This window comes from Parachitinimonas caeni (assembly GCF_030129945.1).
Classification (GTDB): domain Bacteria; phylum Pseudomonadota; class Gammaproteobacteria; order Burkholderiales; family Chitinimonadaceae; genus Parachitinimonas; species Parachitinimonas caeni.
Window position 1 is genome coordinate 85,613 of the sequence record NZ_JARRAF010000010.1, and the last position, 15,552, is coordinate 101,164.

The window sequence follows — 15,552 nt, forward strand, 5'->3', positions numbered from 1 at the left end:
GATGACCCGTGTGGACCAGATCATTGGCGGTAGCTTTCATCCGGCGGTCGCCCCGCTGGCTGCCGTCGAAGTGATCGACCTGAACGACCGCAATTACCCGGCCAAGCTGACCCAGCTACACGTCGAAACCGTGCGCGCTTTCAATACTGGTCTGCTGGCCAGCGAGCAGGCCCGTGCCGAGAGTCTGACAGCCAAGGGCGAGGCGCAGCAGGCAGCAACGGCAGCCGGGCAAAGTGCCGGCAGTGCCACGGCCAGCGAGGCGGCCAGCCTGGCTTACAAGAATCAGGCCGCGACTAGCGCCAGTAACGCCGCGCAATCGGAAACCGCAACCCTCAATAGCAAGACCTTGGCAGCGACCAGTGCCAATAATGCCGCTACCAGCGAAGCCAGCGCGGCCAATAGCAAGACCGCCGCCCAGGCCAGTGCCACGGCAGCGGCGGGTAGCGAGGCCAATGCCCTCGCCAGCAAGAACGCGGCGGCCAGCTCGGCCGCCAGCGCCGAGGCAGCCAAAACGCTGGCCCAGCAATACGCCAATGCCCCGCAAAACACCGAGGTGCTACCCGGTGAGTTCTCAGCCAAGCACTGGGCCTTGCAAGCTCGGGCATCGGCCGTTGGGGCTTTGGTTTATCGCGGCACCTGGTCTGCCGCTGGTGGCAGCTCGCCCGCCTCGCCGGCATTAGGCGACTTCTATCGGATCGGTACTGCTGGAATCATTAACGGCACGGCCTACCTGGTCGGCGATGCCCTTATATATAACGGTGCAGCATGGGACAAACTCGACGGTGCTGAGGCAGTGCATAGCTTCAATGGCCGACTCGGCGCCATTACCTTGCAGGCTGCCGATATATCGATGGCGCTTGGTAATAGCCCAGTACTCCAAACCGGCAGCGATACAATTCGTTTCAGCTGGGCCAGCATTACAAGCAAGCTCAGGTTGACCATCAATGGCAATGATCAGGGTGGGCTGCTGCTGGAGTCGGCATTTACTTGGGCCAACCTTGGCAATAAACCTACCACTGTTGCCGCCGCCGGTCTGGCTAACGCGGCCGTGACGGATGGCGCAAACAGCTTCAGCGGTCGTCAGACTTTCGGCAGCGACTATGCCGAAACCGTTAATACGCTGGGCAATGTCAGCGGGAACAAGACGATTGATGCCGCCCAGGGTGGATACGTCACGGCCACGGTGATTGGCGCCACCACCTTTGGCTTGGCCAACCCCGCCCCAGTCGGCCGAGTCACCTCCTTGACGCTCGAACTCACCAACGGCGGCAGTGCCGTCATTACTTGGCCAGCGACGATCAAATGGCCCGGCGGTGCCGCGCCGATTCTCACTGCTGCCGGCGTGGATGTGCTGGTGTTTACCACCCGTGATGGCGGGGTGAGCTGGCGTGCCGGCTTGGCTTGGAAGGATTCGCGATGATTGCCCAGCGATTGATGAGTGCCAGCGGCAACAAGCTGGACCCGGCCAAGCTGCTGGCGGTGACGGCCTACACGGGTGACGGCGTGAGCGGCCGCAGCCTGGCCACGGGTCTGGACCAGACTGGCGGCGGGCTGTTGATCGGCAGCGCCAGAAATGGCAGCGCCGCCCCCTGGTTGAAGTCGGTAGCGGATCTGACGGTGCAATGGGATATGACGGGGGTTGGCACGGCCATCAATTATGGTTCTGCAGGGGTTACTGCCGTGAGCCGAACCGGCCTCACGCTATCGAACCATGTATTTGCCAATGCCGCAGCTACCCCCTACGTGCTGTGGCAGTTAGCCCGCTGCCAAGGTTTTATGGACCTGGTCAGCTATGCCGGCAATGGTAGCGTGCGCACCATTAGTCACGCCTTGGGCGCCATGCCGCGTTTGCTGATTGTGTTATGTGCCAGCAGTTCCACGCTGAAATCGGTCTACCACGCCGACCTCGGCGCCAGCCAAGGCTTGTTGCTGGGCAGCACGGTCAACGCCAGTGCGGGGCCGTGGAACAGCACGGCGCCAACCGCCAACGCTTTTACCGTTGCCGCTGACGCCAACGTCAATGGCGCTGGTAATCAATATCTCGCTTGCCTCTTCGCCGAGGTAGCCGGACTCAGCAAGATCGGTAGCTACAACGGAACCGGCAATGATCTGTTTCTAAACCTCGGCTTCCGGCCGCGCTTGTTCCTGGTCAAGTCCAGCGCCGGCAGTGTGCAGCATTGGCTGGGTTTCGACACGGCACGCGGCTTGATTGACCCTGGCAACGACCCGGCCCTCTACCTCGACTCGGCAACCGCCGAATTCAATAACGAATTCCTGAAGCCCGCCGCCTCGGGCGTCACCCTGCCGCCCAGCATCATCAACGTGGCAGGTTCCACCTTTATCTATATTGCGATGGCCTGACGATCATGTATCTACATATCCCGACCCAAAGCTACCCCTTATCGCTGGCTGACATTCAAGCCGCGCTACCGCATATCAGCCTCCCCGCCAATCCCTGCAATCGCGATCTGGCACCGCTCGGTTACTGCAAAGTCAAACCGAGTCCGTTGCCAGCAGCCGGCCCGTACCAGCGTGCCAGCGAAGCTGCACCCATTCAGGTCGGCAATGACTGGCTACAACAATGGACCGTGATTGATGAGTTGCCACCGCTGGATCAGCTCAAGCGCGCAGCCAAGGCACTCGTCGATACCCGTCGCGCCGTCGAAGAAATCCGCAATTTCCTGTTCCCCTTCCCTGATGGCCAACTGGGGACGATTGAAATTGATGAACCCCGACATCGGGAAAACCTGTCTGCCCAAGTACAAGTCGCCCAAGCCTTGCTGGCGATTGGTGGTACTCAACAGCTGCCATGGCGCGATGGCGAGAACGTCACCCATCATTTAACGCCCCGGCAGATGATTGATGTGGGCTTGGCCTGGGCGAGCCGCAAAACTGGCACTTATGAAAACGCCTGGCGGCTGAAAGGCTTGATTGATGCTGCCACCACCAAGGAGACCCTGCATGATCTGGACCTGAACAGCGGCTGGCCCGACTGAGCCAGCATTCAACTAACCGTGCCGAACATTGCTCACCTAAAACAGACAACGATATGAGCCTCTATGACTTATCCGACTATTCGTTGTGGTGCCTGTCACCGCAAGCTGGCCGAGGGCGCTTATAGCTACCTTGCCATCAAATGCCCCCGTTGCGGGGTCATCAATCAATTGAAGGCCGTCGAGCCTCCCACCCGCACGCCCCGAGCGTCCACCGCTTCAGATGATCATGACACTGAACCCGGACACCCCTCAGGGCAACCGCCCCACCGTGGGTAGTTTATTTGCAGGTATTGGAGGTTTTGACCTTGGATTCGAACACGCAGGATTCACCACTCGCTGGCAAGTCGAAATCGACCCCCTCTGCCGCGCCGTACTCGCCGACCGATTCCCGCACGCCCAACAGCTCGTCGACGTGCGTGAAGTCGGCACCCATAACCTCGAACCCGTCGATGTGCTCGTTGGCGGCTTCCCCTGCCAAGACCTCAGCAGCATGGGCAAGCAACGAGGGCTCGCCGGCAACCGTTCCGGCCTGTTCTTTGAAGTCTGCCGACTCTTACGCGAGCTTCAGCCCCGGTGGGTGGTCCTTGAAAATGTCACGGGCTTGCTCGCTTGCAACGATAGCCAAGACTTTCAGACAGTCGTGCAGTCGCTTGCCGAATGCGGGTATGTGGGACTTTGGCGGGTGCTTGATGCTCGATATTTCGGAGTCCCCCAAGCACGCCGTCGGGTTTTCCTGGTCGGGGGTCTTGGACGACAGCCCCCAATGGAGTTGCTGGCTGACGCCGCCGCAGTGGCAGCAGTACCTGGCCCGTCTCGTTCGCAGTCAATCCCATGCGAAGCGGATCGATGGCCTGCCAATACTCTACTGGCCAGCAACACCCCGTCCCGCATTGCTCTCGGTTGTGAAGTTCTCGTCGCTCACGCCGGACTGCGGGATTCGATGGTTGAGCGGGGCCGAGCGGCTGCGGATCATGGGCTTTGTCTCGGACTGGATGCGGCCAACTTTACAGAAGCTCGGGCTGCCGGAAACGCCGTTGTGCCGCAAGTCGCGCAGTGGATCGCCGGGCATCTGATGCGGGCCATTCAAACGTAAGTTGGCCAGAACGAAAAACGGGGCGAGCATCGCCCCGTTTCTTGCAAAAAGATTCCATCTGGTAGAAATTGGCGCGATGCCATTTATTGCGCCAAACTACGCCAAATTTCGCGCCGCGCTACAACATCCCCCATGCGGGGACGGAGGATTCCGCCGGAAAATGGCCTGGCCCGGTGTTGCAGAACGCTTGCATAGAATGACTATGCGGCGCGTTCTGCGCCTTGTTCCAGGCCATTTTCCGGCGAAACGCGATCTGCAAACCTGACGTCAACAGAACCTAGCTACTGCCTCATCCGAATTTAACAGTAGGCAATTCGACCTAGGCTTGCAATCCGCTACTCCGCATCTGGCTGGCGGCTGGGTTGCGACTCGATGAACGCGGGCAGGGTCATACAGTGCGCGTCGATCCTGACGATGCGTGGATAAGGCGTCAGATCCACATTGAACCGCCGGGCATTGAATACCTGAGGAACCAGGCAGAGGTCAGCGATGGTTGGGTGGTCACCGACACAAAAGTCACCACTACCCAAAGCAGCCAACTTTTTCTCGAAGGCATCAAAACCTTGGCGTATCCAGTGGCGATACCAGTCATCCGCTTCCTGCTGGCTACGGCCGAGCGGCCCCTTCAGATATTGCAGAATTTTCAGATTGTTGACGGGATGGATATCGCAGGCGATGGTAAGCGCCAATTCGCGAACCCGCGCCCGAGCCAGCGGATCTGCCGGCAGGAGGGGGGGCGATGGATGAACTTCATCCAGGTATTCGATGATCGCCAGCGATTGGGTAATCGCAATATCCCCTTCCTGCAGCGTTGGTACAACTTCCTGAGGGTTGATCGCCTTGTACTCGGGGCTATGCTGCTCTCCGCCGTTGCGAAGCAGATGTATCGGCGCCAGTTGATGCGGTAGCCCTTTCAGCAGCAAGGCAATGCGGGTACGCCAGGCTGCGGAGGAGCGAAAATAGGTGTACAGCGTTCGTTCCATTGAATTCCCTTTGTGTTATCTGATTTCGACCGGCGATTGGTCGTGACAGGACCAGGCTCTGTTGACGTTTTATTGTTCAGCGTAATAGCGAAAGATCCGATCTAGCTCACCTTGGTCTTTCAACTTGCGTAGCGCCCTCTCCAGCTGCTGCGCCACATTCGGCGGCAGCGACTTGCCCAGAGCCAGATATTGCACTTCTTCCACCATCGGATGAGGCAGAACACGCAATTTATCGCGGTCTGGGTGATGTTTTTGCAGGTGGTTCAACACCATGTCGGTGTTATAAAAGAAGCGCCCCCGGCCGCCAATCAGTTTGCGTACATTGACGCGGTTGTCACTACTGGTGTCGTCAACGGTTAATCCCCTGTGGCGCAACATCGTCGGAAACGCCGTCCCATTGGTTGAAATGATCAGATTATTGGGCGTCAGCGCCACCAGGTCGTCCAGGTCATTAACCACTACCGTGTCTTCAGCCCGTGCCATCAGCTTGTGTCGGGAGGCATAGAGAGGTGGCTCGATAAACATGGCATACACTTCGCGCTCAGGTCGTCGCAGCATGCCGCAAAATACATCAATCATGCCTTTCGAGAGTGCCGACTCGATGTAGGGAAACGAATAGCGCTTGCCATACCCGGTGAAATGCAAATCCGGCTCCAGCCGTTCAATGGCGCGCAGAATATCGGGGCAAATGCCTCGAACCGAGGCACCTTCGATCAGATATTTGGGTTCGCTGTCCTGCGCAACGGTCCGCAACTCCAGCGCATGGGCTGCCGGCGCCGCCCAAAGCCATCCGCAAAGGCTCAGGCAACACAGAACGCTCGAACCTTGCAGCCTGTTCCATCGCATTACCATCATCATCAGCCCCATTTGCCCGGATTGAAGCGAAGGCGTGCTTTATCCCCACCACTCGCAAAGCGCACCAGATTTTATTCTGGCCCGTTTGCTTCAAACCGCCAGTATCGAATCACTTCCGCAGCCAAACGGTCGGCTACGTAATCAGAAACAACATAAAATGCCAAAACCAGAACCTTTCAAGCATTTTCATTGCTCATGATTGAACTCGACAAAATCGACCTGAAAATTCTCGCCGCCTTACAGGAAAACGGCCGGCTAACCAATCTGGAATTGGCCGACGTCATCAATCTCTCACCCTCCCCCACCCTGCGTCGCCTGAAACGGCTAGAAACCGAGGGCATCATTGCATCCTACCGGGCCTTGCTCGACCCAACGCAACTAGGCCTGGGGCTGGAAGCGTTTGTACGGGTCATGCTCGACAAGCGCGGTAATCAGTTCACCGCCAGCTTTAACGAAGCCGTGCAGAAATGGCCAGAAGTCGTAGCCTGCCACGCCATGGCAGGGGAAATGGACTATCTGCTGCGTGTGGTCTTTGAGGACTTGGCGCATTTTTCGCGTTTTGTCATGGACCATCTGCTGCAACATCCAGGGGTGATTGATGTGAAGTCGAGTTTCGTCTTGCAGGCCGTCAAACAGACAACGGCACTGCCGCTCGGACATCTGGTCGCTCAGGCACGGCGACGCGCGGAAAGGGAATGACAGCGAGGCGCCAGTAGGGCAGCACCCAAAGGGCCGTCACACCGGCCATGTCAGGCTTAGCGCCTAGATAGTATCGTCACGCACAGGGGCCAGCACCGTGCGGTTGCCATTGGTTTCCATTGGCGAGACTACCCCGGCAGCTTCCATTTGCTCGATCAGGCGGGCGGCACGGTTATAGCCGATTCGTAACTGGCGTTGTACGGATGAGATCGAAGCTTTACGTGACTTGATCACAAAATTGACGGCTTCATCGTAAAGCGCATCACTCTCGCCATCGGCATTCAGCCCAAACTCACCGCCACCGCTGCCGCCGTCACCGCTTTCGATCGACGCTGTCAATATACCTTCCACATAGTTGGGTTCGCCCTGCAATTTGAGAAACTCGACGACCCGATGGACTTCTTCGTCGGCCACAAATGCTCCATGCACCCGCAACGGATAACCACTGCCCGGCGGCAGAAACAGCATATCCCCCTGCCCCAGCAAGGCTTCCGCCCCCATCTGGTCGAGAATGGTTCGTGAGTCGATCTTGCTGGAGACCTGAAATGCCGCCCGGGTAGGAATGTTGGCCTTGATCAGCCCCGTAATGACATCCACAGAGGGACGTTGTGTCGCCAGCACCAGATGAATACCTGCCGCACGCGCTTTCTGCGCCAGCCGTGCAATCAGCTCTTCGATTTTTTTCCCCGCCACCATCATCAAATCAGCCAGCTCATCAATGATCACCACGATCATGGGCATGAATTCGAGGGGTTCAGGGTCGGATGGATTAAGGCTGAAAGGATTGCGCAGCTTGTCGCCCTGCTTTTCCGCCTCTTTGAGTTTGGCATTGAAGCCAGCCAGATTCCTGACACCCAAGGCGCTCATCAAACGATAGCGGCGCTCCATTTCGGCAACGCACCAGTTCAGGGCATTGCCAGCCAGCTTCATATCGGTCACCACCGGTGCCAGCAAATGCGGAATACCTTCATAAACCGAAAGCTCCAGCATCTTCGGATCAATCAGGATCAGGCGAACTTCCTCGGCCGATGCTTTATAGAGCAAGGACAAGATCATGGCATTGACCGCCACCGATTTGCCTGAACCGGTTGTACCGGCCACCAGCATATGGGGGGCTTTGGCCAGATCTGTTACAACCGGCTTGCCGGCAATGTCCTTGCCCATCGCAATCGTCAGGTGAGAATGCATGTCGTGATAAGGCTGCGAGCTGAGAATTTCAGACAGCCTGACGACCTGTCGCTTGGGGTTGGGCAGTTCCAGCCCCATATAGGTCTTGCCTGGTATCGTTTCGACCACCCGAATGCTGACCAGTGACAGCGCACGGGCCAGATCTTTCATCAGGTTGACAACCTGCGACCCCTTGACGCCCGTTGCCGGCTCGACTTCATAGCGCGTAACCACGGGACCAGGATAAGCCGCCACAACCGTGACACTGACACCAAATTCCTGCAGCTTCCGTTCAATGAGGCGGGATGTGTACTCCAGCACTTCATGGCTGACCGACTCCTGAGCCGGTGGTGGCGGTGCCAGCAGGCTGACAGATGGCAATTCCCCCGGCTGACCCGGGACCATCGATACAGGTGCAGGCAGAGGCAGATCATCAAACAACTCGGGCTGGATTTCTTCCCGCTTCTGCTTTTCCTGTTTTTCACGGGCCTTTTTCTCAGCCTTTTCTACCTGCTTTGCAACGGGGATCTCGACTTGTGGCGGCTCAATATGCAGTGGCGGCGCCTCATCAAGCTTTTTCTTCTCGACTTTCACGGTCTCTTCACGCTGGATCGCAGCACGCTCCCCCAGCTTGCGGTCATGCGCCGCCTGCAAGGTCTGCATGACCTTCATCCAGGCATCTTCGAGCACGCCACCGACTTTCTCCATCAAGGAGAACCAGCTCATGCCGGTAAACAACGACACTCCGATCGCAAACAAACAAAGAACAAACAGCGTCGAGCCGGTAAAACCCAATGTCCGATACAACCATCCCCCTAAAGACAACCCCAGCAAACCACCAGGGGCCAGAGGCAAGGCGATATGCCAACTGCCCATCCGCAGGGCTTCGAGGCTACTGCTGGACAGCACGATCAGGAAGTAGCCAAAGGCCGACACAATCGCCATCGGCCCGCCTTGGGACTCCATGCGATCAAGCCGACGGTAGCCCCACATGATGGCCGCCACACAGAATACAACCCACCACCAGGCTGACATCCCGAAGGTATACAGCAGCACATCAGCCAGCCAAGCACCCAATGCGCCTCCATGATTGTGCACTGGCGCCTGTGTTGCGCTATGCGACCAGGAAGGGTCTTGGGGGTTATAGCTGGCCAGAATCAGAACCAGATAAATTGCAGCCGCCACAGCGATGAACCACCAGGACTCACGAAGAATGCTGGTGATATGCGGTGGTAATGGCGATGAATTTGGCTTTGCAGCCGACTTTTTCCAGAAAAACAGCATTGGTTGGCACACCGAAGAGGAGTGGCAAGGATTATATCAGTGCATTGACGGTGAAATATGCCAAGCAATTTCAATCATTCGACACATAAACCAATACAGAACGAGAAATTGCACAAACAAAAAATAGCGTAAGCAAATTCAATCAATCACAGAATAGCCCATGAAAAGTGCCTTTCACCCTTACGGTGTGACAACCTCGACGGTGCGGCTTTTGTATTCTTCCAACAAGCGGGTATTGGCTCGAATACCATCAAGCGCTTTCATCCGTTCATCCAGGACGGGCAACCAGCGCAAGCACGATGACTTCCTGCTGAAAGCAAAATAAATGTCGTTGGTGGTAACGTAAGGTCCAATCGGTACCACGGCACGGCTCAGTCCCGTGTTATTCAGGTAAGACAATCCGGCATAGTGGCCAGTCACGAAGTAATCAATCATTCCCGACGAGAGCATCCTGAAGTTGTCCTTCATGGAAAGCGCCACTTCCACCTTCAACTTTTTTTCCAGAAAGCTATCGAAATTACCGCCAAACCGGTCTCCCAGACTGATACCACCCCGAAACGGGATGAGGTCATCCCAGGTTTTGTATTCAACATGGCTACCTACTTTCACGAAAACCGACATTGGGTTTGCGAACGCACGACTGGCGAAAAACACGAGGTAGCCCTTACGTTCGGCATTTCGTTGTAAAGGTGCAACAAGATCAATCTTGCCTTGCTCTAACTCCAGCAAGACCCGCTTCCAGGGTACAACCCGGGGTTCAAGTTTGATCGGCAGGTCTGCCACCAATTGCCTCAGAAGCGCGATACTGGCTCCGTCAAACCCACCATCTACTGCCCAATGAAAAGGCGGGTAGATCGGATTCGCCGAATAGACCAGCCTGTCACAGCATTGGGCAGACCCGCCGGTCACTAGCAGCAAACCTAGCAAGGCCGCCAAACTGCGAGCCCATCGCTTTACGATCAGTGTTTTCACGCTTTCTCCTCCATGCCACTCGCCCCCAAGGTGCCTCCCCGATTAATCCGCCAGGAATTTCAGCAGGAATGCCTGAAATATCGTCCTGATTTGCGGTCCTGTCGGCACGAAACACGGATTCTTGTTAGATCGTGGCTCGAAGCAGGGCCGGATATCCGGTAAAATTACGTCTCCTTCCTTGCCGTGTCGGGTTCTGCCTCCATGTCGGACATCCTCAAACTGCGCGGAGGTTCCGCGCTTTCCCAGTTTCGCCTCGCCAAATTATCGTCACAGCTTGATGCCGCGGGTGTCCGCGATATCGATCTTTATGCCGAATTCTGGCACTTCGCCGAAATAAGCGCGCCCCTCTCTGCTGAAGAGTCAGCCGTGCTTGATCGCCTGCTGCAATATGGTGACCCCGCGCAACCCGCCCAAGCACTTGGTAGCATGCTTGTGGTGATTCCTCGCGTCGGTACGATTTCACCCTGGTCCTCCAAAGCTACCGACATCGCCTCGCATTGTGGCTTGTCCAAGCTGATGCGCGTTGAGCGCGGAACCGTGATCTATGCAGCACGCAGCGGCAAGCCTTTGTCCGCTGACGAGCTCGCCAAACTTCGGCCACTGATTCATGACCGCATGACTGAGCAGGTGTTCGATTCGATCGACGATGCGAGTCGGCTGTTCCGCCATATCGAGCCTGCCACGTTGGAGACAGTAGATATTCTCAACGGCGGCAAAGCCGCACTGGAAGCCGCCAACAAAACGTGGGGGCTGGCGCTTTCGGCAGACGAAATCGACTACTTGCTGGAAAACTTCAATACCCTCGGCAGAAACCCAACTGATGTCGAGTTGATGATGTTCGCCCAGGCGAATTCGGAACATTGTCGGCACAAGATTTTCAACGCCGATTTCATTGTTGATGGCGTCAAGCAGCCCAAGTCCCTGTTCGGGATGATTCGCGACACTCATAAAGCTCATCCCCATGGCACGCTGGTTGCCTACTCTGATAACTCCTCGGTGATAGAGGGCGCAACCATTGATCGCTTCTATCCAGAAGCCGACAGCAATCAGTACCGCTACGAGAGCCGCCCAACCCACATCCTGATGAAAGTGGAAACCCACAATCACCCAACCGCGATCGCCCCCTTCTCCGGTGCGGCAACAGGTTCCGGCGGTGAAATCCGGGATGAAGGCGCAACCGGCCGAGGGGGAAAGCCCAAAGCTGGTCTCACCGGGTTCTCTGTGTCCAATCTGAATATCCCCGGCGCCAAGCAACCATGGGAGATGTATTCCGAAGATCAGCCAGAATATGGCAAGCCGCATCGCATCGTTTCTGCGCTGCAAGTGATGCTGGATGGTCCCATTGGCGGTGCCGCTTTCAATAATGAGTTCGGGCGTCCCAACCTTGCCGGCTACTTCCGCACTTACGAAGAAGAAGTAAACGGCGAAATGCGTGGATACCATAAGCCGATCATGATTGCCGGAGGTATGGGCAATATCGACGAGCGTCATATCGGTAAGCTGGACCTGCCAGAAAATGCCCTCCTGATCGTCCTTGGTGGCCCTGGCATGCTGATTGGGCTTGGAGGTGGCGCAGCATCCAGTATGGATACCGGCGCGAATACCGCCGATCTGGACTTTGATTCGGTTCAACGTGGTAACCCGGAAATGGAACGTCGGGCCCAGGAAGTCATCGACCGCTGCTGGCAGCTTGGCGAGAAGAACCCCATTCTGAGCCTGCATGATGTCGGGGCCGGCGGAATTTCAAATGCCTTACCGGAACTGGCACACGGTTCAGGTCGCGGTGCCCTGTTGCAGCTGCGCGATATCCACATTGAAGAGCATGGCATGTCGCCCAAGGAGATCTGGTGCAATGAATCTCAGGAGCGGTATGTCCTGGCTATTGCCGAAGCCGATCTAGCCACCTTCGAGAACCTTTGCAAGCGTGAGCGCTGCCCATTTGCCGTCATCGGTCGCGCCACTCTTGAGCCCCGCCTGACAGTTGCAGACAAGCATTTCAACAACCAACCCGTTGATATGCCAATGGATGTCCTGCTTGGCAAGCCCCCCCGCATGACACGTGATGTAAGCCGTATCAATCGACCCGCACAGGGCTTTGATTCGTCGGCCATCGATCTGAATGAAGCCGCAATGCGCATCCTGCGTTTGCCCGCTGTAGCGGATAAGAGCTTTCTGATCACGATTGGCGATCGTACGGTTGGGGGTTTGTGCTCCCGCGACCAGATGGTCGGTCCTTGGCAGGTGCCGGTTGCCGACGTCGCCGTAACAGCTATGGGCTTCAATACCTACCAAGGTGAAGCCATGTCCATGGGGGAAAGAACCCCTTTGGCGGTACTCAACCCTGTTGCCTCCGGGCGAATGGCCATAGGCGAAGCGTTGACCAACCTTGCTGCGGCCGACGTTCCCTCGCTGGGACACGTCAAACTCTCAGCCAACTGGATGGCTGCGGCAGGTCATCCTGGCGAAGATGCCGCCTTGTTTGACACCGTGGAAGCCGTTTCGACACTCTGTCAGAACTTGGGTGTCAGCATCCCTGTTGGCAAAGACAGCCTGTCCATGAAAACCGTCTGGCAAGATGGTGGAGAGGCCAAGAGCGTGACCGCCCCCTTGTCGCTCGTCATTTCTGCCTTTGCGCCAGTAAAAGACATCAGACGAACGCTCACACCGGAGCTTCGCACCGATTGCGGCGACACCGACCTGATCCTGATTGACTTGGGAAACGGCAAATGCCGATTGGGTGGCTCTGCTCTGACTCAGGTATATAAACAAGTAGGTAGCCATACACCAAACGTTGATCAGCCGGAAAAGTTGGCGGCATTCTTCACCACGCTACAAAAGCTCAGGCAGGAGGACAAGATTCTTGCCTATCACGATCGTTCCGACGGCGGCCTGTTTGTAACACTCGCAGAGATGATGTTCGCCAGCCGCATTGGCATCACCATCGAAGTGGATGAGCTGTGCATTGAGCGGCGCCGCGCCCAGCGCGAGTTTGGCGAGATCACTCCGGCAGATGTAGAACGTGCCGAGCGTGGCAGACTGATGGGTGTGCTGTTCAACGAGGAACTTGGCGCCGTACTGCAGGTTCGCCGAACCGACACATCAGCAGTATTGGCTGCCTTCTTCTCAGCCAATCTACGCAGTGAGCTGCATGTACTTGGCACCACCAACAAAGACGATCGACTAAAAATCCGCAAGTCAAATCGCTTTGTTTTTGATGAAGCTCGCTTCGACCTGCAACGTGCTTGGTCTGAAACCAGCTATAACATGCAAAAACTGCGGGACAACCCAGCCTGTGCAGAGTCGGAATACGCAACCATTCTGGATGAAAAGTCCCCTGGACTGTTTGCGAAACTGACTTTCGATCCTTCAGAGGACATTGCGGCACCATATATCTTGAAAGGAATTCGCCCTGCGATTGCCATCCTTCGCGAACAAGGGGTAAATGGTCAGATCGAAATGGCCGCAGCCTTTGATCGTGCCGGTTTCGCTGCCGTTGATGTACACATGAGCGACGTTCTGGAAGGACGCATTAGTCTGGCCAACTTCCGTGGCTTCGCCGCCTGCGGCGGATTCAGCTATGGTGATGTACTTGGTGCTGGAGAGGGCTGGGCAAAGTCCATTCTGTTCAACGCCAGGGCACGCGATGAGTTCCAGGCATTCTTCACACGCCCTGACACGTTTGCCTTAGGCGTCTGCAACGGGTGCCAGATGATGAGCAACCTATCCAGCTTGATTCCCGGGGCAGAGTCTTGGCCAAAGTTCGTGAGAAATGCTTCCGAGCAATTTGAAGCAAGACTCTCCATGGTAGAGATTGGCCAGTCTGCGTCACTTTTCTTTGCAGACATGGTGGGCAGCAAGCTACCAGTTGTAGTCTCTCACGGTGAAGGCCGCGCCAAATTCAACAACGACGAAGCGCGAAGCAGCATATCAACCGCGTTGCGCTACATTGATCCATACGGCAGGCCCACTCAGACCTATCCGTACAACCCAAATGGCGCAGAAGCTGCCACGGCAGGCGTCACCACGCCGGATGGTCGCTTCACCATTATGATGCCCCACCCGGAGCGCATATTCCGCACAGTACAGAATTCTTGGCATCCTCGTGACTGGGAAGAAGACAGTGGCTGGATGCGGATGTTCCGAAATGCCAGGAAGTGGCTGGGCTAACACAGTAAAAAAGGGCTTCAAATTGAAGCCCTTTTTTACCTTACATTGCCATTTATGATCGTAATCTCAGGCACATTACCGTAACTATCCTTATGTGCAATCAGCAGTAGCGAGTAAGCATCACCCGCTCCCCGAGGAACCTGAATGATGTCCGCGCTACTTGTGGCAGCGAGAACAAACCAACCCAACGTTCCAATCGCACTACGCACATTTTGTGCACTCATCATGTCCGGCAGACACTGGCGGGAATATACATCAACCAAACCAACCCTTGTCACGGCAGGTGTATTGATGCAGGTTACGCTATACCCAGAAAATCCATTTGGCTTTGCTTTCGCCGTAGCCACATAAGCTCGCTGCAAGTCAGATGCCAAATCAGCATGCGCATTGCCTGCTAGCAGCAGCAGAGCCCCAATTGCAGAAATGGTCGCCTTCATCATCCTTCCCTCCAGAACTATCAATGAGCAGCCTTACTATAACGATGTTGGCCTGAACGTTGACTGAACCGCCCAGCAACGACCGGACTAAGCAACTGACCAATCGCATTTATCGGTTACCTTAATGCACAGACACCTTAAGTAGGGGCTTTCCAAACCTATACTGGAACTTAGGCTCTGTTGATCGAAGGAGGGTAGGATGCAAACGATTGCCCTGAAAGCCTCATCGGAAGATGACAGTGAGGATGGCCTAGCCCCTCAGAGATATTTCCAACGCTACGAATCTCAGATTGCCATCCACCAAATTTCCTTTTACTTAAGCGGAGAAATTGGGCCACCATTGGCATACACAGATCTACTAAGTAGCCTTCGTTCTGCGAATGAAACTGATCTCATATATCTGCACTTGAATACCCCCGGCGGGAATTTTGATACCGGCCTGCAAATTATTAACAATGTCCGTTCAAGTCCTGCAAGAGTTATCACTGTTCTGGAGGCTAGAGCCTATTCAATGGGGGCATTGCTATTCCTAGCTGGCGATGAGCTACTAGTGCACGACAACTGCCAACTCATGTTTCACAACTATTCAGGGAGCTTTATCGGAAAGGGAAATGAACAGCATGCACAGGTTATGGCAATTGGACGCTGGTTTGAAAAAGTAATGTCCAGAATATGCCATCCATTTCTGAGTCGTGAAGAAATTGATCATATCCTGCGTGGCGAGGATATATGGATGGATTCAGATGAAATTCGCCGTCGCCTGCATAAGATGGAACTGGGTCAGCCAACAACAAAACCCAAATTACCAGCAAAAAAGAAGCTCGCTAATGAATCAGGTCAATAGCTTTTAAACTCTAAATCAGAATTTTAAATACAAAATAAAAACACCACCGCTGTCG

The 15,552-nt window shown here is 55.7% G+C and carries 13 protein-coding genes; 8 read left to right on the forward strand and 5 right to left on the reverse strand.

The window, feature by feature from the left end:
• Position 1 precedes the first annotated feature (1 nt).
• The 5 genes from PZA18_RS10585 to PZA18_RS10605 all read left to right on the forward strand — a co-directional run bounded on the left by PZA18_RS10585 (position 2) and on the right by PZA18_RS10605 (position 4,089).
• Positions 2-1,420: a hypothetical protein gene (locus PZA18_RS10585; protein WP_284100811.1), complete on the forward strand. Its 1,419-nt coding sequence runs from the start codon at positions 2-4 to the stop codon at positions 1,418-1,420.
• Positions 1,417-2,361: a DUF7483 domain-containing protein gene (locus PZA18_RS10590; protein WP_284100812.1), complete on the forward strand. Its 945-nt coding sequence runs from the start codon at positions 1,417-1,419 to the stop codon at positions 2,359-2,361. Before PZA18_RS10585 ends, PZA18_RS10590 begins: the two co-directional genes overlap by 4 nt.
• A gap of 5 nt (positions 2,362-2,366) precedes the next feature.
• Positions 2,367-2,996 carry a DUF4376 domain-containing protein gene (locus tag PZA18_RS10595; RefSeq protein WP_284100813.1) on the forward strand — a complete coding sequence of 210 codons (630 nt, stop codon included), beginning with the start codon at positions 2,367-2,369 and terminating at the stop codon, positions 2,994-2,996.
• A 63-nt stretch (positions 2,997-3,059) separates the two neighbouring features.
• A complete protein-coding gene (locus tag PZA18_RS10600; RefSeq protein WP_284100814.1) occupies positions 3,060-3,272 on the forward strand; it encodes a Com family DNA-binding transcriptional regulator in 213 nt (70 codons plus the stop codon).
• Entirely contained in the window at positions 3,223-4,089 is an 867-nt protein-coding gene (locus PZA18_RS10605; protein ID WP_284100815.1) for a DNA cytosine methyltransferase, read from the forward strand. The genes PZA18_RS10600 and PZA18_RS10605 overlap by 50 nt, the downstream gene beginning before the upstream one ends.
• Positions 4,090-4,424: 335 nt before the next feature.
• Here PZA18_RS10605 and maiA read toward each other — a convergent pair whose 3' ends face one another.
• Complete coding sequence (gene maiA, locus PZA18_RS10610; protein WP_284100816.1) at positions 4,425-5,072, reverse strand: maleylacetoacetate isomerase; 648 nt, start codon at positions 5,070-5,072, stop codon at positions 4,425-4,427.
• Positions 5,073-5,141: 69 nt separating this feature from the next.
• Positions 5,142-5,918, reverse strand: coding sequence for a substrate-binding periplasmic protein (locus PZA18_RS10615; RefSeq protein WP_284100817.1), 777 nt, complete (start codon positions 5,916-5,918; stop codon positions 5,142-5,144).
• Between the two features lie 204 nt (positions 5,919-6,122).
• Here PZA18_RS10615 and PZA18_RS10620 point away from each other — a divergent pair, with 204 nt between their 5' ends.
• Positions 6,123-6,626 carry an Lrp/AsnC family transcriptional regulator gene (locus tag PZA18_RS10620; protein WP_407951181.1) on the forward strand — a complete coding sequence of 168 codons (504 nt, stop codon included), beginning with the start codon at positions 6,123-6,125 and terminating at the stop codon, positions 6,624-6,626.
• A gap of 63 nt (positions 6,627-6,689) precedes the next feature.
• Here PZA18_RS10620 and PZA18_RS10625 read toward each other — a convergent pair whose 3' ends face one another.
• A complete protein-coding gene (locus PZA18_RS10625; protein ID WP_284100819.1) occupies positions 6,690-9,077 on the reverse strand; it encodes a DNA translocase FtsK in 2,388 nt (795 codons plus the stop codon).
• A gap of 180 nt (positions 9,078-9,257) precedes the next feature.
• Complete coding sequence (locus tag PZA18_RS10630; RefSeq protein ID WP_284100820.1) at positions 9,258-10,049, reverse strand: substrate-binding periplasmic protein; 792 nt, start codon at positions 10,047-10,049, stop codon at positions 9,258-9,260.
• A 201-nt stretch (positions 10,050-10,250) separates the two neighbouring features.
• Between PZA18_RS10630 and purL the strand changes: the two genes are divergently transcribed.
• Entirely contained in the window at positions 10,251-14,216 is a 3,966-nt protein-coding gene (gene purL, locus PZA18_RS10635) for a phosphoribosylformylglycinamidine synthase (protein ID WP_308447362.1), read from the forward strand.
• A gap of 35 nt (positions 14,217-14,251) precedes the next feature.
• On the opposite strand, the gene PZA18_RS10640 is transcribed toward purL, so the two are convergent.
• Entirely contained in the window at positions 14,252-14,656 is a 405-nt protein-coding gene (locus tag PZA18_RS10640; RefSeq protein WP_284100821.1) for a hypothetical protein, read from the reverse strand.
• Positions 14,657-14,852: 196 nt separating this feature from the next.
• Here PZA18_RS10640 and PZA18_RS10645 point away from each other — a divergent pair, with 196 nt between their 5' ends.
• Positions 14,853-15,497, forward strand: a complete 645-nt coding sequence (locus tag PZA18_RS10645) for a Clp protease ClpP (protein ID WP_284100822.1) — start codon at positions 14,853-14,855, stop codon at positions 15,495-15,497.
• Positions 15,498-15,552: the final 55 nt, after the last annotated feature.